This is a genomic window from Sulfitobacter sp. CB2047, assembly GCF_000735125.2.
GTDB classification, from domain to species: domain Bacteria; phylum Pseudomonadota; class Alphaproteobacteria; order Rhodobacterales; family Rhodobacteraceae; genus Sulfitobacter; species Sulfitobacter pontiacus.
The window spans coordinates 2,148,458-2,168,639 of record NZ_CP072613.1; the positions used below are offsets into that span (position 1 = coordinate 2,148,458).

At 60.6% G+C, this 20,182-nt stretch carries 23 protein-coding genes; 12 read left to right on the forward strand and 11 right to left on the reverse strand.

What is annotated here, in order from left to right; all coding sequences use genetic code 11:
• Positions 1-176: 176 nt before the first annotated feature.
• Both fabG and fabD read right to left on the reverse strand, forming a co-directional pair.
• A complete protein-coding gene (gene fabG, locus IV89_RS10630; RefSeq protein WP_005852879.1) occupies positions 177-914 on the reverse strand; it encodes a 3-oxoacyl-[acyl-carrier-protein] reductase in 738 nt (245 codons plus the stop codon).
• 24 nt (positions 915-938) lie between these two features.
• Positions 939-1,871, reverse strand: a complete 933-nt coding sequence (gene fabD / locus IV89_RS10635; RefSeq protein ID WP_037943999.1) for an ACP S-malonyltransferase — start codon at positions 1,869-1,871, stop codon at positions 939-941.
• Positions 1,872-2,018: 147 nt separating this feature from the next.
• On the opposite strand from fabD, the gene IV89_RS10640 reads away from it, so the two are divergent.
• A complete protein-coding gene (locus IV89_RS10640; RefSeq protein ID WP_037943998.1) occupies positions 2,019-3,230 on the forward strand; it encodes a cytochrome b/b6 domain-containing protein in 1,212 nt (403 codons plus the stop codon).
• A 75-nt stretch (positions 3,231-3,305) separates the two neighbouring features.
• Here the strand turns inward: IV89_RS10640 and IV89_RS10645 are convergent, their stop codons facing one another.
• Both IV89_RS10645 and IV89_RS10650 read right to left on the reverse strand, forming a co-directional pair.
• Positions 3,306-3,875, reverse strand: coding sequence for a YceI family protein (locus IV89_RS10645; protein ID WP_180829322.1), 570 nt, complete (start codon positions 3,873-3,875; stop codon positions 3,306-3,308).
• 153 nt (positions 3,876-4,028) lie between these two features.
• Positions 4,029-4,523, reverse strand: coding sequence for a hypothetical protein (locus IV89_RS10650; RefSeq protein WP_235183775.1), 495 nt, complete (start codon positions 4,521-4,523; stop codon positions 4,029-4,031).
• Positions 4,524-4,814: 291 nt separating this feature from the next.
• Here IV89_RS10650 and rpsF point away from each other — a divergent pair, with 291 nt between their 5' ends.
• The 4 genes from rpsF to IV89_RS10670 all read left to right on the forward strand — a co-directional run bounded on the left by rpsF (position 4,815) and on the right by IV89_RS10670 (position 6,734).
• Positions 4,815-5,177, forward strand: coding sequence for a 30S ribosomal protein S6 (gene rpsF / locus IV89_RS10655; RefSeq protein WP_005852867.1), 363 nt, complete (start codon positions 4,815-4,817; stop codon positions 5,175-5,177).
• 29 nt (positions 5,178-5,206) lie between these two features.
• Positions 5,207-5,434, forward strand: coding sequence for a 30S ribosomal protein S18 (rpsR, locus tag IV89_RS10660; RefSeq protein WP_005852865.1), 228 nt, complete (start codon positions 5,207-5,209; stop codon positions 5,432-5,434).
• Positions 5,435-5,445: 11 nt separating this feature from the next.
• Positions 5,446-6,066 carry a 50S ribosomal protein L9 gene (gene rplI, locus IV89_RS10665; protein ID WP_037943995.1) on the forward strand — a complete coding sequence of 207 codons (621 nt, stop codon included), beginning with the start codon at positions 5,446-5,448 and terminating at the stop codon, positions 6,064-6,066.
• Between the two features lie 185 nt (positions 6,067-6,251).
• Positions 6,252-6,734 carry a lytic transglycosylase domain-containing protein gene (locus IV89_RS10670; protein ID WP_235183774.1) on the forward strand — a complete coding sequence of 161 codons (483 nt, stop codon included), beginning with the start codon at positions 6,252-6,254 and terminating at the stop codon, positions 6,732-6,734.
• 48 nt (positions 6,735-6,782) lie between these two features.
• Here IV89_RS10670 and IV89_RS10675 read toward each other — a convergent pair whose 3' ends face one another.
• The 3 genes from IV89_RS10675 to IV89_RS10685 all read right to left on the reverse strand — a co-directional run bounded on the left by IV89_RS10675 (position 6,783) and on the right by IV89_RS10685 (position 9,463).
• A complete protein-coding gene (locus IV89_RS10675) occupies positions 6,783-7,493 on the reverse strand; it encodes an FkbM family methyltransferase (protein WP_037943994.1) in 711 nt (236 codons plus the stop codon).
• A 137-nt stretch (positions 7,494-7,630) separates the two neighbouring features.
• Positions 7,631-8,962 (reverse strand): trigger factor, encoded by a 1,332-nt coding sequence (gene tig / locus IV89_RS10680; protein ID WP_037943993.1) that lies wholly within the window; start codon positions 8,960-8,962, stop codon positions 7,631-7,633.
• Between the two features lie 213 nt (positions 8,963-9,175).
• Positions 9,176-9,463 carry a DUF2312 domain-containing protein gene (locus IV89_RS10685; RefSeq protein ID WP_009826729.1) on the reverse strand — a complete coding sequence of 96 codons (288 nt, stop codon included), beginning with the start codon at positions 9,461-9,463 and terminating at the stop codon, positions 9,176-9,178.
• Between the two features lie 107 nt (positions 9,464-9,570).
• On the opposite strand from IV89_RS10685, the gene IV89_RS10690 reads away from it, so the two are divergent.
• From IV89_RS10690 to IV89_RS10705, 4 genes are all read left to right on the forward strand, one after another.
• Positions 9,571-9,810 carry a hypothetical protein gene (locus IV89_RS10690; protein ID WP_037943991.1) on the forward strand — a complete coding sequence of 80 codons (240 nt, stop codon included), beginning with the start codon at positions 9,571-9,573 and terminating at the stop codon, positions 9,808-9,810.
• Between the two features lie 162 nt (positions 9,811-9,972).
• On the forward strand, positions 9,973-10,404 hold the full coding sequence (locus IV89_RS10695; protein WP_037943990.1) for a YeeE/YedE thiosulfate transporter family protein: 432 nt from the start codon (positions 9,973-9,975) through the stop codon (positions 10,402-10,404).
• Between the two features lies 1 nt (position 10,405).
• Complete coding sequence (locus tag IV89_RS10700) at positions 10,406-10,837, forward strand: DUF6691 family protein (RefSeq protein WP_037943989.1); 432 nt, start codon at positions 10,406-10,408, stop codon at positions 10,835-10,837.
• Positions 10,838-10,845: 8 nt separating this feature from the next.
• Positions 10,846-11,268 (forward strand): TIGR01244 family sulfur transferase, encoded by a 423-nt coding sequence (locus tag IV89_RS10705; RefSeq protein ID WP_037943988.1) that lies wholly within the window; start codon positions 10,846-10,848, stop codon positions 11,266-11,268.
• A 234-nt stretch (positions 11,269-11,502) separates the two neighbouring features.
• Here the strand turns inward: IV89_RS10705 and IV89_RS10710 are convergent, their stop codons facing one another.
• The 4 genes from IV89_RS10710 to IV89_RS10725 form a co-directional block, all read right to left on the reverse strand.
• Entirely contained in the window at positions 11,503-14,196 is a 2,694-nt protein-coding gene (locus tag IV89_RS10710; RefSeq protein ID WP_037943987.1) for a sensor histidine kinase, read from the reverse strand.
• Positions 14,196-14,468, reverse strand: coding sequence for a hypothetical protein (locus IV89_RS10715; protein WP_009826724.1), 273 nt, complete (start codon positions 14,466-14,468; stop codon positions 14,196-14,198). The genes IV89_RS10710 and IV89_RS10715 overlap by 1 nt, the downstream gene beginning before the upstream one ends.
• Positions 14,465-14,848, reverse strand: coding sequence for a response regulator (locus tag IV89_RS10720; protein WP_005852799.1), 384 nt, complete (start codon positions 14,846-14,848; stop codon positions 14,465-14,467). Before IV89_RS10720 ends, IV89_RS10715 begins: the two co-directional genes overlap by 4 nt.
• A gap of 107 nt (positions 14,849-14,955) precedes the next feature.
• On the reverse strand, positions 14,956-16,251 hold the full coding sequence (locus tag IV89_RS10725) for a helix-turn-helix transcriptional regulator (protein WP_037943986.1): 1,296 nt from the start codon (positions 16,249-16,251) through the stop codon (positions 14,956-14,958).
• A gap of 231 nt (positions 16,252-16,482) precedes the next feature.
• Between IV89_RS10725 and IV89_RS10730 the strand changes: the two genes are divergently transcribed.
• The 3 genes from IV89_RS10730 (at position 16,483) to IV89_RS10740 (ending at position 20,179) form a co-directional block, all read left to right on the forward strand.
• Complete coding sequence (locus tag IV89_RS10730) at positions 16,483-17,847, forward strand: substrate-binding protein (RefSeq protein WP_037943985.1); 1,365 nt, start codon at positions 16,483-16,485, stop codon at positions 17,845-17,847.
• Between the two features lie 88 nt (positions 17,848-17,935).
• Entirely contained in the window at positions 17,936-18,967 is a 1,032-nt protein-coding gene (locus IV89_RS10735) for a branched-chain amino acid ABC transporter permease (RefSeq protein WP_009826721.1), read from the forward strand.
• A 3-nt stretch (positions 18,968-18,970) separates the two neighbouring features.
• Entirely contained in the window at positions 18,971-20,179 is a 1,209-nt protein-coding gene (locus IV89_RS10740; protein ID WP_005852794.1) for a branched-chain amino acid ABC transporter permease, read from the forward strand.
• Positions 20,180-20,182: the final 3 nt, after the last annotated feature.

Consider the following 20,182-nt stretch of genomic DNA (forward strand, 5'->3'; position numbering starts at 1 on the left):
TCCTGCCCTCTTCTGTTTCCGTCAGAACCTTATGTGGTCCGTATGGATCGTGCCCCGAGGGGCGGCTATGGCCCTTGTTGTCACAAGGTAAGGGGGGCAATCAAGCCTCCCTATGATGGATTCTGCGCCCCATTTAGCACAAGACGCAGATTTGGCAAACGCTTTGCAGCGCAGGGTCACAACATGGCCATGCCGCCGTTCACATGCAAGGTGGTTCCGGTAACATAGGCGGCTTCCGCACTCGCCAGATAGACAACAGCCGACGCGATTTCGGATGCTTCGCCCATACGGCCCGCAGGGATTTGCCCCATGATTCCCGCCTTTTGGTCGTCGGTCAGCTTGTCAGTCATTGCCGTGGTAATGAAACCGGGGGCGACCGCGTTCACGGTGATCCCGCGGCTGGCAACCTCATAGGCAAGTGATTTGGACATGCCCACCATACCGGCCTTGGACGCGGCATAGTTCGCCTGACCGGGGTTACCGGTGGCCCCGACCACGCTCGAGATATTCACGATCCGGCCCCAACGCGCCTTCATCATCCCGCGCATCACGCCTTTGCACAGCTTGAACGTCGCGGTCAGGTTGACGTTCAGGACCGAATTCCATTCATCATCCGACATGCGCATGAACAGGTTGTCGCGGGTGATGCCGGCGTTATTGACCAGAATATCAACCGATCCCATCGCTTCGGCGGCCTGTTTGGGCAGCGCGTCAACGGCGTCCATATCGCTCAGGTTACAGGGCAGCACATGGGCGCGCTCGCCCAGTTCGGCGGCCAGCGCCTCAAGAGGTTCGGTGCGGGTGCCGGACAGGCCCACGGTCGCGCCACGGGCATGCAGGCTGCGCGCGATTTCCGCGCCGATACCACCCGAAGCGCCAGTGACCAGCGCGTTTTTTCCAGTAAGATCAAACATATGTAATTCCTTTCGCGGCCTGTCTCAGGCCGTTTTCACAGCAGCGGCATCGGCAGCGGTGCCGATGTTCACGCAGGTGATTTCCTTGTTGATGCGGCGGATCATGCCGGACAGCGCCTTGCCCGCGCCGATTTCCCAGACCTCGGTCACGCCCTGCGCGCCCATCCATTCAACCGACGACATCCAGCGCACCTGACCGGTGACCTGTTCGATCAGCAGCTTGCGAATCTGTTCGGGATCGGTGACCGCCTCGGCCACCACATTCGCCACCACGGGCACGGCGGGGGCGTTCATCGTCACATCCGCCAGCGCACCGGCCATCTCTTCTGCGGCGGGGGCCATCAGGGCACAGTGGAACGGGGCAGACACAGGCAAAAGCAGCGCGCGCTTGGCACCAGCCGCTTTCGCCAGATCAATCGCTCGTTCCACGGCAGCCTTGCTGCCCGAAACGACATTCTGCGCCGGATCGTTCTGGTTGGCGACCTGACAGACCTCGCCCTGTGCGGCCTCTGCGGCGACGGCCTCGGCCTGATCAAAGCTCAGCCCCAGAAGGGCCGCCATAGCGCCCTGCCCCACGGGCACAGCCGCCTGCATCGCGCGCCCCCGGATGCGCAGCAACCGCGCCGTATCGGCAAGCGAGAACGTCCCCGCCGCGCATAGTGCCGCATATTCACCCAGCGAATGGCCCGCGACATACGCCGCCTTATCGACGGTAACGCCTTCGGCCTTCAACGCCGCCATCGCCGCCATTGATGTCGCCATCAGCGCAGGCTGCGCGTTCTGTGTCAGCGTCAGCTCCTCCGCATCGCCTTCCCAGATCAACTGCGACAGCTTTTCGCCCAAGGCTTCGTCCACCTCGTCAAATACGGCCTTTGCCGCCGGATAGGCGTCGGCCAGATCGCGGCCCATACCGATGGTTTGCGCGCCTTGGCCCGGATATACGAATGCAATGGTCATAAAGTCCCCCGAATTTGCGTTTCCAGCGCTTTAGCGCGTGGGTGGCCGTCAAACAAGCCTGCACGGCGACTGTGCGCTGATCCGCATTGGTCCCCAAGCCCCGTTGCAGTATGGAGAAACCACCCCATTTCGCGACGGAGCACCCAGATGGCCTTAACCAATACCTCAATCCGCTACGGCGGGGTGACCAAGTTCCTTCACTGGCTCACCGCCCTGCTGATCCTCACCCTGATCGCCCTTGGCCTTTATGCCAGCGATCTGCCCCACGATACCCAAGCGGAGCTGACCCGCAAAGCGTGGCTGTTCTCGCTGCACAAAACACTGGGCGTGACGGTCTTCTTTGTCGCCCTTGCCCGCATCGTCTGGGCCTTTACCCAACCCAAACCGGGGCTGCTGAACGCGGATCACCGTCTTGAAAGCTGGCTGGCGGAAACGGTGCATTGGGTGCTCTATGGGTCGCTGGTGATCGTCCCGCTGGCCGGCTGGATCAACCACGCCGCCGCCTCTGGCTTCGCGCCGATCTGGTGGCCGCTGGGGCAGTCGCTGCCGTTTATCCCCAAGAACACAACAGTAGAACACGCCTTCGGCGCGCTGCACGTCATCTCGGGCAAACTGCTGATCGGCGCCTTGATCCTGCATATCGCCGGCGCGCTGAAGCACCACGTTGTGGACCGCGATTCGACCCTGCGGCGGATGTTGCCGGGCGAAGCCGTCGTCGGCCCGCTGCCTGCGCAGCACCACTCTGCCGCGCCGGTGATCACCGCCACTGTGGTCTGGGTCGCCGCGATTGCCGTCGGGCTGGGGCTGGGGCTTGGTTGGGGCCAGCAAAGCGATCAACCCGCCCCGACCGAGACCGCCGCGCTAGAGGACGTCGCCTCTGACTGGCAAGTGCAGGATGGTACCATCGCGCTAGAGGTCACGCAGTTCGGATCCGTCGTGGCTGGCAGCTTTGCCGACTGGACATCCGCGATCACATTTGACGACACCGTACAATCCGGCAAAGCGGGCGACGTAACGACCACGGTCGCGATCCCGTCGCTGAGCCTCGGGTCGGTGACGGATCAGGCGATGGGGGCGGATTTCTTCAACAGCGAGGCCTTCCCCACCGCGACGTTTCAGGCCGATATCAATGCCACCGCCGACGGCTATATCGCGGCGGGCAGCCTGACGATCAAGGATCAGACGATGCCGGTCGACCTGCCTTTCACCCTGACGTTGCAGGACGACACCGCCCGGATGGCAGGCTCGACCACGCTGGACCGCCGCAACTTCGGCATCGGGGAAACGGTGACGGACGAAAGCACGCTGGCCTTTAGCGTCACGGTGAATATCGACCTCACCGCCACACGCGGGCAATAATCCCGCCCCCCCATAAACGCAAAAACGCCGGGGTTCTGCCCCGGCGTTCTCGTTTCTTAATAAACTGTGAAAAGCTTATTCAGCCTTCATCGCTTCGATAGAGATGTTCACTTGCACTTCGTCGCTGACGAAAGGCGCGAACTGACCAAGGTTGAAATCGGTGCGTGTGACCGTGGTCGTCGCGTCGAAACCGGCCCAAGGCTTCTTGGCCATCGGATGCTCGCCCATCTGGTTCAGCTTGGCATCCAGCACTACGGATTTGGTTACGTCGTTCATGGTCAGATCACCGGTGATCAACGCGGTCTTTTCACCTGTGACCTCGATACCGGTGGATTCAAACGTCACCATGTCGCCGTCTTCAGCGCCAAAGAAATCATCCGTCATGAAGTGTTCGGTGCGGGGTTCCCAGCCGGTGATCATGTCTTTGACCGGGAAAGATACGGAGACAGAGGAGTTCGCGGGCTCTGCCTCGTCCAGCATGATTTCACCGTCAAAACCGCTGAACATCGACGTGGTGGTCGAGAACCCAAGGTGGTTATAGGTAAAAACGATCTGGCTGTGGCTTGCGTCCAGCACATATTTCTCGGCGGCGAAAGCAGAGGTGGCACCCAGTGTCAGGGCGGTGGCAAGAAGGACAGACTTCATGGTCATTGGAATACTCCTGTTGGCGTTTGTCTGCACCATACATGAAGCATTTCAGCGTTTCAGCAACCCAGCAGTGTTCAACAGTTAGTGCGCATTGGCGAACAGTCGCGCGTCAGACATGCGATAAACACGCACATATCGACCTAGCTACGATCAGATCGCCTGACCCGAGTCGCGCAGGCTAAAGGTCAGGTTATCGACCACGCGGCGCTCTGCGATATGGACATCAACGATGAAATTGCCGCGCCCGTCCCAGAAGTGAAAGTTGCGGCCCACACGCTCCACCCGTCCCAGATCGCCAAAACTGCAGCGTTGCAGCACCCGTTGCGCCCCCATCGTGCGCGGACGCACCAGACGCAGCTCGCGCCGCAGCGTGTCGATCTGGATCTCGGGCAGCGCGGGCTTTTGCCCCGACAGCAAAAGGCTTGCCCCCAACATCACAGACACCGCCGACAGCCCGACCTTGAACAGCATCACATCTGACCCAAAGTTCGACCCCGGCGTCAGCCACAACCCCGACGCCGCCAGCACCAAGGCCGCCCCCAGCAACCGCTGGACGCTGCGCACCACCGCCCGAGAGCCATCTACCATCCCGGCCTGTGCCGAAAACTGAAGACTATCCGCCGAGAAATTCGTAACTGCGCCCATTGTTCTGATAAACCTTGCTTAACCGTGTGATCTCCCCTTCAGTTCTCGTATGGGTTCATGACGAAAAAGAGGCGCGACCGTGATCGAAGTGGTACTTTTCAAAGGATCATCCGCCCCAAATCGATAGACGCCCGTGCCATAGCGCCTACGCACCCTTGCCCTGCCTGCAAAACCGTGTATATCGGCCCTTCGTTTTGCATCATCTTTTGAACCGCGCAGACTCTCGTGGTGGGGCCGCAGAACGCAAATGCCCTGCCTATGAAATGCGCCTTGATATAAATAGGAGTGCACATGCCGCTTTATGAGCATGTTATGATTGCGCGTCAGGACTTGTCCAACACGCAAGCAGAAGGCCTTATCGAACATTTTGGCACAGTTTTGGCTGACAACGACGGCAAGCTCGTCGACAGCGAATACTGGGGCGTCAAAACGATGGCCTACAAGATCAACAAAAACCGCAAGGGCCACTATGCCTTCCTGCGTTCGGACGCACCAGCGACCGCCGTACAGGAAATGGAACGCCTGATGCGTTTGCATGATGACGTGATGCGCGTTCTGACCATCAAAGTTGATGAGCACAAAGAGCTGCCATCGGTTCAGATGCAGAAACGTGACGAACGCCCCGAGCGTGGCGAACGCCGCGAACGTCGTTGATCATCAGCTTGCAATAAAGGACATAAACCATGGCCGCTAAACCATTTTTCCGCCGTCGTAAGGTCTGCCCCTTCTCGGGCGACAACGCACCGGCAATCGATTACAAAGACACACGTCTTCTGCAGCGCTACATCTCTGAGCGCGGCAAAATCGTTCCTTCCCGCATCACCGCAGTCTCCGCGAAAAAGCAGCGTGAATTGGCCCGTGCCATCAAACGCGCCCGCTTCCTCGCCCTGCTGCCCTACGCCGTTAAGTAAGGAGAAAGCACATGCAAGTTATCCTTCTGGAACGTGTGGCCAAACTGGGCCAAATGGGCGAAGTCGTGGACGTAAAGCCCGGCTACGCACGCAACTTCCTGCTGCCCCAAGGCAAAGCGCTGTCGGCTTCCAAAGCCAACATCGAAGCCTTCGAAGGTCAGAAAGCCCAGCTTGAGGCACAAAACCTCGAGACCAAAAAAGAAGCCGAAGCACTGTCCGACAAGCTTAACGGTCAGCAGTTCATCGTCATCCGCTCCGCCTCCGATTCGGGTGCGCTTTACGGTTCGGTTACGACCCGTGACGCGGCAGACGTTGCTACAGCCGAAGGCTTCACCATCGACCGCAAACAGGTCGTTCTGGGCAGCCCGATCAAAGACCTGGGCCTGCATGACGTCACCGTCATCCTGCACCCCGAAGTCGAAGCCACAATTCAGCTGAACGTTGCACGTTCCCCTGAAGAGGCCGAGCTTCAGGCCGCAGGCAAGTCGATCCAGGAACTGGCCGCAGAAGAAGAAGCTGCAGCCGAATTCGAGATCTCTGAACTGTTCGACGATATCGGCTCCGCCGCATCCGACGACGACGATCTGGCAGAAGCTGTCGAGAAAACAGACGAAGACGAAGCGCAAGCCTAAGCCTTCTGATCTGATTCCAAATGAAACGCCGCCGCTGACCTCTCAGCGGCGGCGTTTTTCATTGCGCGATCGGCAATATGCCGCCCTGTGCTAAGCGACCCTCTGCCCATCCGGCGCTGCCCTTGTTGCGCGGTGCCCCCGGCGTTGTAAGCATTTGGCTCCCGTCAACGATGCGAGTCACCCGCATGATCGCCCTCACACGTCGTTCCCTTTGCCAGATGTTGCTTTGCACACCTGCCCTCTCTGCCTGCGCCAGTACCGCACCAGAGCCCGCCCCCGCGCCCCGCAAGCTGCCGCTCTATCCCAACGAGACGCCCGAGCTGCGCGGGCTGATCAACAAATGGGCCGACCACTACGACGTCCCCCGCCCGTTGGTCCACCGTCTTGCCATCCGTGAAAGCACCCACCGTCCAGAGGCCCGCAATGGGCCCTACTTCGGCCTGCTGCAAATCCTGCCCGCCACCGCACGCGGCATGGGGTTTCGCGGCGATGCCGGCGATCTTCTCGATCCTGATGTAAACTTGAAATACGGCGTCAAATACCTGCGCGGCGCTTGGCTGCTGTCTGATGGCGATCACGCCACAGCAATCAAATGGTACGCCCGCGGCTATTACTACGAGGCCAAACGGCGCGGTATGCTGGTTGAAACCGGCCTGCGCAAAGGCTGAGCCCCCTAAGGCGCGCCGCGCTGCCCCATGGGCGCAGGCGTGCCTCTCTCAGATCCAGTCGAGGTTCACCTGTCGCGCAGGGTATTTCGCAGCAAAGGTTTCGCGCAGCGCGCGGAACCTCGGCCTGAGATCCGCGAACTTGCGTTCATGGGTTTCCACGACCAAGCACCTGATCCCCTTGATCAAATCCGCTGCATCCATCGCCTCAAGCAGATCAAGCTCCGCGCCTTCGATGTCCATCTTCACAAAAGCGATCTCGCCGCGCTTATCGATTTCAGCCCTGATGATTTCCAGAAAATTGAGCAATGCGACATCGACATAATTGTCTGCGTCAATCGTACGCCCGCCGTCGACGATTGTGCTTTTGACCGATGCCCCCTTCATATTGTCGTCAAAATTCGCGGCCCGCATCAGCCGCACAGTGCCCGAGCTGGCCCCAACCGCCGCGTTGACAAGACGCACGTTCGCGCGGTCTTTCACAGCCGTCGTGAGCTGTTCAAACGCATAAGGGTCGGGTTCATAGCTGATCACCTCGGCGCCTGTGTCGGCCAACAAACGGGTCACGACACCCACATTGGCCCCGCAGTCCATCGCCAGATCGCCAGGCTTCAGCATCGCCGTCACCCCCTTGAGAAAGCCCATCGCCTCGGCCTGACGCAGGTTCCGCTTTGCACGCCGGCGGGCTTTGCGCTCCTCCTCGGTCAGGGGGGTCTTTGCTCTCGCGGCGCGGCGCGCCCTGTTACTGGCTTGATCTGACATGTGTCTACCACCTTCCCCTTGACCGGAACTGCCGCATTTTGCTGCACTAAAACGGATACCCCCCCAGCCGTCCAACGAAAAAAGCCGCCCCAATCGGGACGGCTTTGATCTTCGTGATACCGAAAAAGGGGAAAGACTTATTCGTCTTCCAGCTCTTCTACGGCTTTCTGCAGGTCTTCTTTCGACACTTCTTTCTCGTTCAATGTCGCCTGTTCAAACACGTGATCAACGACTTTGTCTTCGAACAAAGGAGCGCGCATCTGCTGTTGCATCTGCTGGTTTTGCTGAACGAATTCAAAAAACTGACGTTCCTGACCAGGGTACTGACGTGCCTGGTTCATGATCGCTTGCGTCATTTCCGCGTCGGTGACCTGAACTTCGGCTTTCTGACCCAGCTCGGCCAGCAGCAGGCCAAGACGCACGCGGCGCTCGGCGAGCTTCTTGTGCTCGTCTGTGGTTTCGATTTCCGGGTGGTCATGGCCCTGAACATCAGGGTTGTCTTCGTGCCACAGCTGGTGCGCGATCTGGCCTGCTTCGGCTTCGACCAGCGACGGCGGCAGGTCAAAGCTGACCAGCTTGTCCAGCTCGTCCAGCAGACCGCGTTTCATGACAGCGCGCGACGCACCGGCATATTCCGCTTCCAGACGCTCTGCGATCTGGGATTTCAGCGCAGCCAGATCTTCGGCACCGAATTTCTTGGCCAGCTCGTCGTCCACTTTCGCGGCAACAGGCTTTTTCACTTCTTTAACCTTGCACTCGAACACGGCTTCTTTGCCGGCGAGGTGAGGCGCTTGGTAATCTTCCGGGAAGGAAACCGTTACGTCTTTCTCGTCGCCTGCCACAACACCGACCAGCTGCTCTTCGAAACCGGGGATGAAGGAGTTGGAACCCAGCACCAGAGGGTAATCTTCTGCCGCGCCGCCTTCAAAGGCTTCGCCGTCTACTTTGCCGAGGAAATCGAATGTGATCTGGTCGCCGTCTTCTGCCTTGGCACCCTCTTCGCGGGCTTCAAAGTCCTGTGCGGTCTCTGCCAGGTTGGCCAGCGCTTCCTCAACGGCGGCGTCATCGGCTTTGACAACCATTTTTTCCAGCGTGATGGACGACAGGTCGACTTCTGGGATCTCGGGCAGTGCTTCGTAGGTCATGGTGACCTCGACGTCGTCGCCTTCTTTCCAGTCTTCATTCGCCATTTTAACATCGGGCTGCATCGCAGGGCGATCGCCGGACTTTTCAAAATGCTCTTGCATGGCGCCATCAATGCTTTCCTGCATTGCTTCGCCCATAACCTTTTGGCCGAACTGCTTTTTCAGCAGCGCCATTGGGACTTTACCTTTGCGGAAACCCTTCATCTCGACTTCGGGCTGCGCTTCGGCCAGCTTTTCGTTGACCTTGGCCTCCAGCTCAGCTGCTGTCACAGTGATGGCATAGCCGCGTTTCAGACCTTCGTTCAGCGTCTCGTTGACCTGCATGTTTGCTCCATAGGGTAAGGCCGCGCATTGCGGGGCGCGGGCGGAAAAATTTCCGCTCTTCTATTGGGGCCTGCGCTTGGGCGCAAGCGGATTTGGCGGCGGGGTCCCGTGGGACGGGGCGAATTGCCCCCTGCCCCCGCGTACCGATGGCATTAAACGTCTCGCGCGGCGTCCAGTGGGCGCATAATCGGCCCCCGAGGCACCGCATCCGGCTCAGGACATGCCAAGCGCTTCTTTATACATCTCAAGCACGGCTTCTTCTTCGGCGATATCATCAGCTTCACGCTTGCGCAGAGCGATGATCTTGCGCAGCACCTTGGTGTCGTAACCGCGGGATTTCGCTTCGGCCATGACCTCTTTTTGCTGTTCGGCGAGGTCTTTCTTCTCGGCATCCAGCCGTTCGATCCGCTCTACGAACTGGCGCAGCTCATTCGCGGTCACGCGATATGTGGCATCACCGATGGCGTCTTGGGATTCGGGATTGGTGGCACTGTCGCTCATCTGGGGCGTCCTATGTCTTGAATGGGTCAGCGCATTGACTACCCGCGTGCCTGCGCTGCCGCAAGCCACTCTTGCCCATTGGGCGGAATTCGGATAGCTCGCGGCCTATGGAAAATGCATCTCTTTCACTCTTTGACGTCCTGATCTGGGCGGGCGCGGCGATCTCCTTTGTAGGGTTGGTCGGGCTTGTCTGGTGTATCCTGCGCGTGGCCCGTGCCAAACGCGCCGCCCTGCCCGAAGAAGAGATGCGGATCGTCCTGCAAAAAGTGCTGCCGATGAACCTTGGCGCATTGCTGCTGTCGGTGATCGGACTGATGATGGTCGTGATCGGTATCATCCTCGGCTAAGGCAGGTGAAGGCCACTTTCTGCCCCTGTCTCTATAGATAACAAACGCCCAGAGACCGACACAGCGTCAACCTCGCGCTTGCGGCTTGCCACACATTCAGCATTCATTATATGTTTTCCCGACACCCGCCGCTTACGGCGGTACTAAAGGGCGATATAGCATATGATTGAAGCAGATTGGATTTGGGGCCTAATTGGCGGGCTGATGATTGGCAGCGGCGCTGCGGTCTACCTGTTGGGGAATGGCCGCATCATGGGAGCCAGCGGCATTATCGGCGGGCTGGTGGACGGATCGGCGCGCGGCGCTTGGGCCGAACGCGGCAGCTTTCTGGCGGCGCTGATCATCTTCCCTGCGGTGATCGCATTCTTTGCCCCCGTCCCTGCGACCACCAACCTGACAGAGAACCTGTGGCTGGTCGGCGCGGCCGGTCTTCTGGTCGGGCTGGGCACGCGCATCGGCAATGGCTGCACCTCCGGTCACGGGGTCTGCGGCATTTCGCGGCTGAGCCGACGCGGTATCGTTGCCACGCTCGTTTATATCGCGGCAGGCGCGCTGATGGTTGTCGCCTTGCGCGCCTTGGTCGGAGGGGTTTGAGATGCGCAATATGCTTGCCGCCCTCGCCGGGGCCTTGTTTGGCACCGGGCTATATCTGTCCGGCATGACCGATACCCAAAAGGTCCAGGGGTTTCTGGATTTCTTCGGGGATTGGGATCCGACGCTCGCCTTTGTTATGGGCGGGGCCATTTTGCCGATGGCGGTCGCTTGGGCGCTGACCCGTGGGCGGCGGCCCGTGGTGGGCGGTGACTTCCCCGAACGCCCCGACCCGCGGCTGGACCGCAAGCTGATCCTGGGGGCCGTGCTCTTTGGCGCGGGCTGGGGGCTGGTCGGGCTGTGCCCGGGGCCTGCGATGGCGTCGCTTGGCTTTGGCGGCTTGGGGGGCCTGATTTTTCTGATCACCATGCTGGCGGGTATGATGATCGCCCCCAAAGCGCGGCGGATACTAGACACAACGCGGGCGGCTGGATAAGTCAAACTATGGATATTCGTCAAATCACCCCCCGCTTCTTTGCTGCCCCTCAGATCGACCCCTCCGATATGGAGGCGATCAAAGAGGCTGGCGTTACCTTGATCCTGTGCAACCGTCCCGACGCGGAAGTGCCCCCCAGCCACCAGCATGCCGCCATCCAGGCCGCGGCAGAGGCGGCTGGCCTGCGCTTTGCGGTGCAGGAGCTGACGCACCAAACGATGACCCCTGATGTCATTGCCCGCAACCGCGAGATCGGCGTGGCGCAGGACGAGGTTGTTCTGGCCTATTGCGCCTCGGGCACACGGTCGACCATCGCTTGGGCCTTGGGTCAGGCAGGCGAACAACCGGCGGACGCGCTGATTGATGCCGCACGGGCCGGTGGCTACGATCTAAGCCACATGCGCGGCGTGCTCAGCGCCCCCTACGCGTAACCGGTCAACGCGCCACGGGTCGATCCGCCAAGGATCAGGCCAACCGCGCCGTTGCGGAGGCCATACCAACGGATAGCGCCAAGACGGCGCTGTCACCCCGCATCTGATGTCACCGGCATCATTTGACGAAACTCACATCCTTTACCCCATCGCACGCCTCCTTCACTGCCATTTCACCCCTATGAAATGGCGCAGAGAGGTTACGATTCCCTTTAAAGAACCGAAAAAATCGCCCTAGGCCCCGCTCTGCGCCAACGGCAGTTCAACCCGAAAACCGGTGCCCGACACCTCGGTAAGATACGAGATATCCCCCTGCAAACGTTTGATAATCTCGCGGCATATCGCCAGTCCCAGACCGGCCCCCTCGCCGCCCTGCCCGGGCAAACGACTAAACTTTTCGAAAATCAATTCCTGCGAGGCAGCATCGATCCCCGCGCCATTGTCGATCAGGTCCACAATGATGCGGCGCCCCCGCTGGTGGGCGCGGATCGACAGCTTCGGGTCGTCGGCAACGCAATACTTCTGCGCATTTGTGATAAGGTTGATGAAAACCTGCACCAGTCGGTCCAGATCCGTCTCCAGCATCACCTCCTCGACCGCCAGATCGCGGTCGATGGTGATCGCGCGGGTATTGGCGGCGCGCGCTGTGGTCACGGCCTGATCCAGCACATCGCGCAGCGACCCGCGCTGACGGTTCAACGACACCTCGCCGTTTTCCAGCACAGACAGGTCCAGCAGATCGTCCAGCAACCGCGTCAGCCGGATGGTTTCGGAGTGGATGATCGAGGCATAGCGCGTCTTTTCTTCGGGGCCGAGCCCTTGGGCGTCGCGCAGAATCTCGGAGAACGACCGGATAGAGGTCATGGGCGTGCGCAGTTCATGGCTGATCTGGCTCAGAAAGCTGTCTTTCTGATGCGACAGTTGCGTCAGCTTGTCATTGGCGCGGCGCAGCTTCGCGGCGGTATCGGTCAGCTCGCGCGATTTGATTTCAAGCTGGCTTGAATACTCCAGCATCTGCGCCGATTCGTCCGCCACCGCCAGCAGATCCTGCACCGAGACAGAGGCACCGCCGACCAGCTGCGACACCATCGCATGGGCCGTCGCCGCCCCGACCGAGGCCGCCAATTCACGCTCCAGCGCCTGAACAAAACGCGGCGTTGGCTCTGGCAAACCATCCGATTTTTCCTGCAACTGGGCTTGCGCGCGGAAAAATCCCTGCGCCTCGGCGGGGCCCAAAATCCGCTGCGCCATGATCATCAGATCCTCGCTGGCCGCGACGGACGCGCTCCACCCGCGGGCGGCGGTGGAATGGTCGAAGATATTGACAAATTGCGCGCCTTGCAGCCGCTCGACAGGGGCCGGAAAGCTGAACAGGGACACGGCGACAAAGACCAGCGCATTGAGTGAAAGGCTCCAGATCACTGCGTGAACAGTAGGGTCCAAACCGTTGATTCCAAACAAGGCTTCGGGACGCAGCCAGGTCATGCCGAACAGCCCGTCCTGAAAGGTCGCAACCGATAGCGCCGCGCCTGCGCCAAAGCTGGGCAAGAGCATCGTATAGACCCAGATCGCAAAGCCCACGCTTAGCCCGCAGACGGCCCCCGTGCGCGTGGCTCCGCGCCAGAAGATTCCGCCCAGCAACACCGGCAGGAACTGCGCGACCCCCCCGAAAGAGATCGTCCCGATCGCCGCCAACGCACCGCCGCCGCCCGACAGCCGGTAATAGAAATACCCCAGCGAGATGATCAGCAGGATCGACAGCCGCCGCGACAGGATCACCACATGACGCACATCACCCGATTGCTGCACCGAGTTCTGCCCGTAGGTGAGCCAGATCGGCATGACGATATGGTTGCTCACCATTGTCGACAGCGCCAGAGTCGCCACGATCACCATCGACGTGGCCGAGGAAAAGCCCCCCAGAAAGGCAAACATCGCAAGGCTGTTTTGCCCTTGGCTGAGCGGCAGGCTCAGCACGAACAGATCGGGATTCGACCCTTCGGGCAGCAGGTCCAGCCCGACCACGGCAATCGGCACGACAAACAGGCTCATCAGCATGAGATACAGCGGGAAGGCCCAGCTGGCGGTTTGCAGGTGACGTTCGTCGTCATTCTCCACCACCAGCACCTGAAACATCCGCGGCAGGCAGATGAAGGCGGCAGCGGCGAGCAGCGTCAGCGCGGCCCAACGGCCGCCCTCGACCTGCCATTGACCAAGGGCCGACCGGTCGATCTGCGCCAGCGCCTGATCGACGCCGCCCGCCAGCCCCCAGACCACGAAAACGCCGACGGCCAGTAGGGCCAGCAGCTTGACCACCGCCTCGACAGCGATGGCGATGACCACGCCGTGGTGGCGTTCATTCACGTTGAGATTGCGGGTGCCGAAGAGCACGGTGAATAGCGCCAGCCCCACCGCGACCCAAAAGGCCGCCTGTGCGGAATTCAGCGGGTCGCTGCCCGGTGTCACCCCCGGCTCGGCGCTGGCAAAGATCGACAGGGACAGGGTAACCGATTGAAGTTGCAGCGCGATATAGGGCGTCACCCCGATCACCGCCATGATGGTGACCAAGATCGCCAGCAGGTTCGACTTGCCGTAGCGCGAGGAAATCAGATCCGCGACAGAGGTCACCCGATGCGACCGCCCGATGCGCACCAACCGCCGCAGCACCCACCACCAGCCGATCATCACCAGCGACGGGCCAAGGTAGATCGTCACAAACTCCAACCCCGACCGTGCGGCATAGCCAACGGCACCGTAAAAGGTCCAGGCGGTGCAATAGATCGACAGCGACAGCGTATAGACCAGCGGAGAGCGTAACAGCCAGTCGCCCCGCCCCCGTGCCGCCGCACGCTCTGCCGCGAAGGCCACGGCAAAGAGCCCGACCACATACAGCAGACAGACCGCGACCAACTGGTTCAGTGACACCATCAGTCTTGCGCTTCCTGGGCAATCTGCCGCGCCGTGCGCCGCCAGAGCAGAAAGCACAAGACGATGCCCGCCAGCCAGACGCCAAAGACATAGCGCAGCGCGTGCGACATGGGCACGGCCGCGCCGACGGGGGCATCCTGCACAGGCCAGAGCAGCGGCACCATCCAGAAGGCCAGCACCAGCAAGGGCAGCAGCCGGACGGCATCCATCATGCGGCGAAACCGGTAGCTGCGCCGTTCCAGAAACAGCGGCGAGCCGGGGGGCTTGCTCATGCTTTTGCGGTGCCTGCGGCGGTCAGATCGCGCACGGCTGCCAGCATATCGGCGTTGGAAAACGGTTTGGTCATAAACCGGCTGACCCCGGCCTCTAGCGCGATTTCGCGGTCGCGGGTCTGACCGCGGGCGGTCAGCATCAGGATCGGCAGATCGGCCAGCGCGGCATCCGCACGCAGTTCCTTCAGGATTTCGAAACCGCTTTTGCCCGGCAGCATCACATCCAGCATCACCAGATCGGGGCTGGCGTTGCGGATCACCTCCACGGCTGTCGCGCCATTGGCCAGCGTTTCGACGCGCCAGCCCTCACGGCCGAGTAAAAATCGTATCGCCTCGGCGATGTTCGTCTCGTCTTCCACGAGCACCACATGCTTGCCCATTGGCAAAATCCCTCCCTGTGGCCCTGGTCGCTTGTGCCGCGATCTCGGTAGGCCGAGCGGCAAGATGCACGGAAAACCCTGCCCTGTCAAAAGCCTGTTGCCCCGCGCTAGACCCCATCATTCAGGATCGACGGTTCGCGCCGCGCCGGACAGGCCGCGCGCGGGCAGACGCGACAGGTGGCCCCCACATCAAGCGCGGGCGCGCTGTCTGGCCCCGCGGGCAGGATCAACATCACCGAATGAAGCAAGGGTACCGCGTTGTAATCGCGCACGTTTTGCGTCTCGCAGGTGGCAAAACAGTCAAAGGCGGAATGGCCCCGCCCCAATTGCGCGACCCGTTGTTTCTGCACCATGCCCGGGCTGCCCAGAACGGCGAACAGCGGCCAAAGCGGGCAACAGGCCCCAAAGCGCGGCACGACGAAACCGTCGATGGATTTGCGAAAGATCAACGTGCCCGACCGGTCGCAGATCACCAGCCCTGCCCCCAGTTCCGGCACCGTTGCCATACGCCGCAAGACGCGGGCCACGGGCTGGCGCAGCTCTGCACCAAGCGCCACCGGGTCGGGTCCAAGCCGGTCAAGCGCCTGTGTCAGCCGCGTGATCGGCAGGGCTTCGGCGTCGATGGCGATCTGCTGCAACACATCGCGCGCGATGTGACGCGCGGCCACGCTTTGCAGTTCGGGGGCGGTCTGGATCAACTTGTCGATGGCATCCGCATCCCCTTCGGTGACCTCGAGCGTGGCAAAACGATAGCGATGCGCGGCCAGAAACGCCTCTACCTCCTCTTGCGGGGAATCGGCGGCGGGGGTGATTTCGGGGTCGGCCTCAAGATAGCCCACAAGCGCCTGCGCGCTATCGGCAAGGCGACGGCTGTCCTGATCAATGTTGATGTGAAACCGGTCGCGCCATTCGGGTTCAAGCGTTTTGGTATCGGCCAAAATCGACGCGGTGGACCGGATCGCGGCAGCGGTCGTCAGCAGTTCGTGCATAGAGGCCGCCAGATGCGGGTCATGGGCCAGCCGGTCGGTCAGGGTTTCGACCGTACGCTCCAACGTGGCGATCCGGCGCTGTGCGTTGGCCAGCACATCGGCCCAGCCGGGGAACCGCCCGGCAAATTCATCGGCGCGGGTCGCCTCCGGCCCGCTGAGCCGCGCATCATCCGCCGCCTCGCGCAGGGTGGCGATCAGCGCCGCCTCGGCCCCTTCGGTCAACGCCGTCGGCTCCACCCCAAGGGCGGCGGCGATATTCAGCAGCAGCTTCCCGCCGATTCTGCGACGGTTGTGTTCGATAAGATTCAGATAGCTGGCCGAGATGCCGATCCGCTTGGCAAGGTCCGCCTGTTTCTGCCCCGCCATCACCCGACGTTCACGGATGCGGCTGCCGGTCAGCGCATCACGGGTCACGCGGCACCCCCGCACGAATTATATCGCGTTATCAACGGCTTTCTGCGCTGCAATATCATTAAATTTACAACTCCCCCTCAACCTGTGCGAATATATTTACAGAATAGTTGTTTTTATCAAGGGGCTTGTTGATCGGTTTTCAGTTTTCCTCTCATATCATATTTGCACCTCTGTGCATCATGGACCCGGAAAAATAATCGGGCCGTGATTTCAACATTTGGGAGGAAATACATGTCATTTTCTAACTTGACGCGTCGTGGCGTGATCAAAACCGGCGCTGCTGCCGGGGCCGGTCTGGCGCTGCCGACGTATCTAAGCGCGGCCGCGCATTCCGGCTTTACCAACGCGCCAACGGGCGACACGGTGACGCTTGGCTTTAACGTACCCCAATCAGGCCCCTACGCGGACGAAGGCGCAGACGAGCTGCGCGCGTTCGAGCTGGCGGTCGAGCACCTGAACGGTCAGGGCGACGGCGGTATGCTGAACACCTTCAGCTCTAAGGCGCTGGAAGGTAACGGGATCATGGGCAAGAAAGTCCAGTTCGTGACCGGCGACACGCAGACCAAATCGGACGCGGCCCGCGCATCGGCGCAGTCGATGATCCAGAAAGACGGCGCGATCATGATCTCGGGCGGCTCAAGCTCGGGCGTGGCGGTTGCTGTGCAGGGCCTGTGCCAAGAGGCCGGCGTGATCTTTATGGCGGGTCTGACCCATTCGAACGACACCACGGGTAAAGACAAGAAAGCCAATGGCTTCCGTCACTTCTTCAACGCCTATATGTCCGCTGCCGCTTTGGCACCGGTGCTGAAAAACCTCTATGGCGATGACCGCAAGGTCTATAGCCTGACAGCCGACTACACCTGGGGCTGGACGCAGCAGGAATCCATTCAGGCCGCGACCGAAGCCATGGGCTGGGAAACCATCAACGACGTGCGCACGCCGCTCGCCGCGACCGATTTCTCATCCTATATCGCGCCTGTCCTGAACTCCGGTGCGGATGTTCTGGTCCTGAACCACTACGGCGGAAACATGGTCAACTCGCTGACCAACGCCGTGCAGTTCGGCCTGCGCGAAAAGCAGGTGAACGGCAAGAACTTCGAAATCGTCGTGCCGCTCTATTCAGAGCTGATGGCCCGTGGTGCGGGTGAGAATATCACCGGTATCGTCGGCTCGCAGAACTGGGACTGGAAGCTCGAGAACCAGATGGGCGACCGCTACAAAGGCACCAACGCGTTCGTTCAATCCTTTGGCGAAAAATACGGCTTCCCCCCCAGCCAGGCGGCCCAGACCTGCTATGCGCAGACGCTGCTGTATGCGGATGCGGTGGCCCGTGCCGGGTCGTTCAACCCCTGCGCCGTCGGCGAAGCCCTTGCCGGGTTCGAATTCGACGGTCTGGGCAACGGCCCGACGCTGTACCGCGCCGATGACCACCAGTGCTTTAAGGACGTTGTGGTCGTGCGCGGCAAAGAGAACCCCGAGAATGAATTCGATCTCGTGGAAATCGTCGAAGTCACCCCAGCCGATCAGGTCACCTATGCACCTGACCACCCGATGTTTGCGGGCGGCGAGTTGGGCGACTGCAACCCCGGCGCGTAAATCAAGTCTAAGGCAGGGGGCGACCCCTGCCTTACCTTGCCGGCGGGTTTTTCCGCCTTTCACTTCTTAAAAATTCGAGGGCACCGCGATGGACGCCATTCTTTTGCAACTTCTTAACGGGTTGGACAAAGGTTCAGCCTATGCGCTCATCGCGCTTGGTCTGACGTTGATTTTCGGCACGCTGGGTGTCGTGAACTTTGCCCATGGGGCGCTGTTCATGATCGGTGCCTTCTGCGCCGTCACGCTAAGCAAGATTTTCACGCTCAGCCATAAGGCATCGGAACCCTCCGGCGTCGATTTTCTGGGCAAGCCGAAATACGAGGACATTCTCTATATCAAGGACTGGTTCGGAGAGACCGCCGGTGCCTGGATGCTGGATTGGTCCGTTCCCCTGTCGATCCTCTTTGCCGTGCCGATCATGCTGGCCATCGGCTTTGTCATGGAGCGCGGGTTGATCAAACATTTCTACAAGCGCCCCCATGCCGACCAGATCCTCGTGACCTTCGGTCTGGCGATCGTGCTGCAAGAGGTGATCAAGTATTTCTACGGCGCAAACCCGATCCCTACCTCCGCCCCGGAGGCGTTTCGCGGGTCGTTCGACTTTGGCGTGATGCTGGGCTTTGATCCCAATGCGATCATCTACCCCTACTGGCGTCTGATCTATTTCGCCTTCTCGGCCGTGATCATCGGTGGCGTTTTTGCCTTCTTGCAGTTCACCACCTTCGGGATGGTCGTACGCGCCGGTATGGCCGACCGCGAGACCGTCGGTCTGCTGGGCATCAACATCGACAAACGTTTCACCATCATGTTCGGCATCGCCGCCGCGGTCGCCGGTCTGGCCGGTGTCATGTACGCGCCGATCAATTCGCCCAACTACCACATGGGTATGGATTTTCTGGTGCTGAGCTTTGTGGTCGTCGTTGTCGGCGGCATGGGGTCGCTGCCCGGTGCCGTGCTGGCGGGGTTCTTGCTGGGCATTCTGGAAAGCTTTGCCTCGATGAACGAGGTCAAGAACATCCTGCCCGGCATTGACCAGATCATCATTTACGTTGTCGCGATACTCATCTTGCTGACACGCCCCCGTGGCCTGATGGGCCGCAAAGGCGTGATGGAGGAATAACCCATGCACTCACTCACGAAAAAAGACTTTCTCCTGCTGTTGGTGGTGGCATTCCTGACCATGGCAGCCCCTATCATCCTCAACCCCTTCCCCGCCGGATCAGGGCTGGCGCAGTTCAACGCGGGCTACCCTGACCTGATGCAACGCTTTGTGATCTTTGGCATCTTTGCCATCGGCTTCAACATTCTGTTCGGATTGACCGGATACCTCTCCTTTGGTCACGCGGCCTTTCTGGGGGTCGGTTCCTACTCTGCCGTGTGGATGATGAAGCTCTTGTCGATGAACGTGATCCCCGCGATCCTTTTGTCGGTGATCGTGGCGGGGCTCTTCTCTGTCGTGATCGGCTTTGTCTCGCTGCGCCGGTCGGGGATCTACTTTTCGATCCTGACGCTGGCCTTTGCGCAGATGTCGTTCAACCTTGCCTATTCGGTGCTGACGCCGATCACCAACGGGGAAACCGGCCTGCAAATCGCGCTGAGCGATCCGCGTATCCTTGATGGGGCAAACGCGCCCAGCTACCCCAATCTGTTCGGGGCGCAAATGAATGCGGCGACGACGCTGGATTTCGGGGCGTGGTCCTTCACCTTCTCGGTCGGGTATTACCTTTGTGCCGTGATCATGCTGCTGGCGTTCTATATCTCGATCCGTGTATTCCGGTCGCCTTTCGGCATGATGCTGCGGGCGGTGAAATCGAACCAGCAACGGATGAACTACACGGGCCTGAACACCAAACCCTACACGCTGGCGGCCTTTGTCATCTCTGGCATGTATGCCGGTCTGGCCGGTGGCCTGCTGGCCGCAATGGACCCGCTTGCCGGTGCTGAACGGATGCAGTGGACCGCCTCGGGCGAGGTCGTGCTGATGACCATCCTTGGTGGTGCGGGCACCCTACTGGGGCCGGTTCTGGGCGCGGGCTTTATCAAGTACTTTGAAAACATCTTTTCCAAGATCAACGATAACGTGCTGCACGGTTGGTTCGCCTTTATGCCTGACGGGCTGGAAGACACGCTGATCACGCTGATCCACCCCTTTGTGGGCAAGGGCTGGCACCTGACGCTGGGTCTGCTGTTCATGCTGGTCGTGATCTTCCTGCCCGGTGGTCTGGTCGAAGGCGGTCAACGTATCGGTCGCGTGTTCCGCCGCAAGGACCGGAACGCCGGATCGGTCGAGGCAGACGCCGCCGCACAACGCAACACACCCCCAGCCGAATAAGAA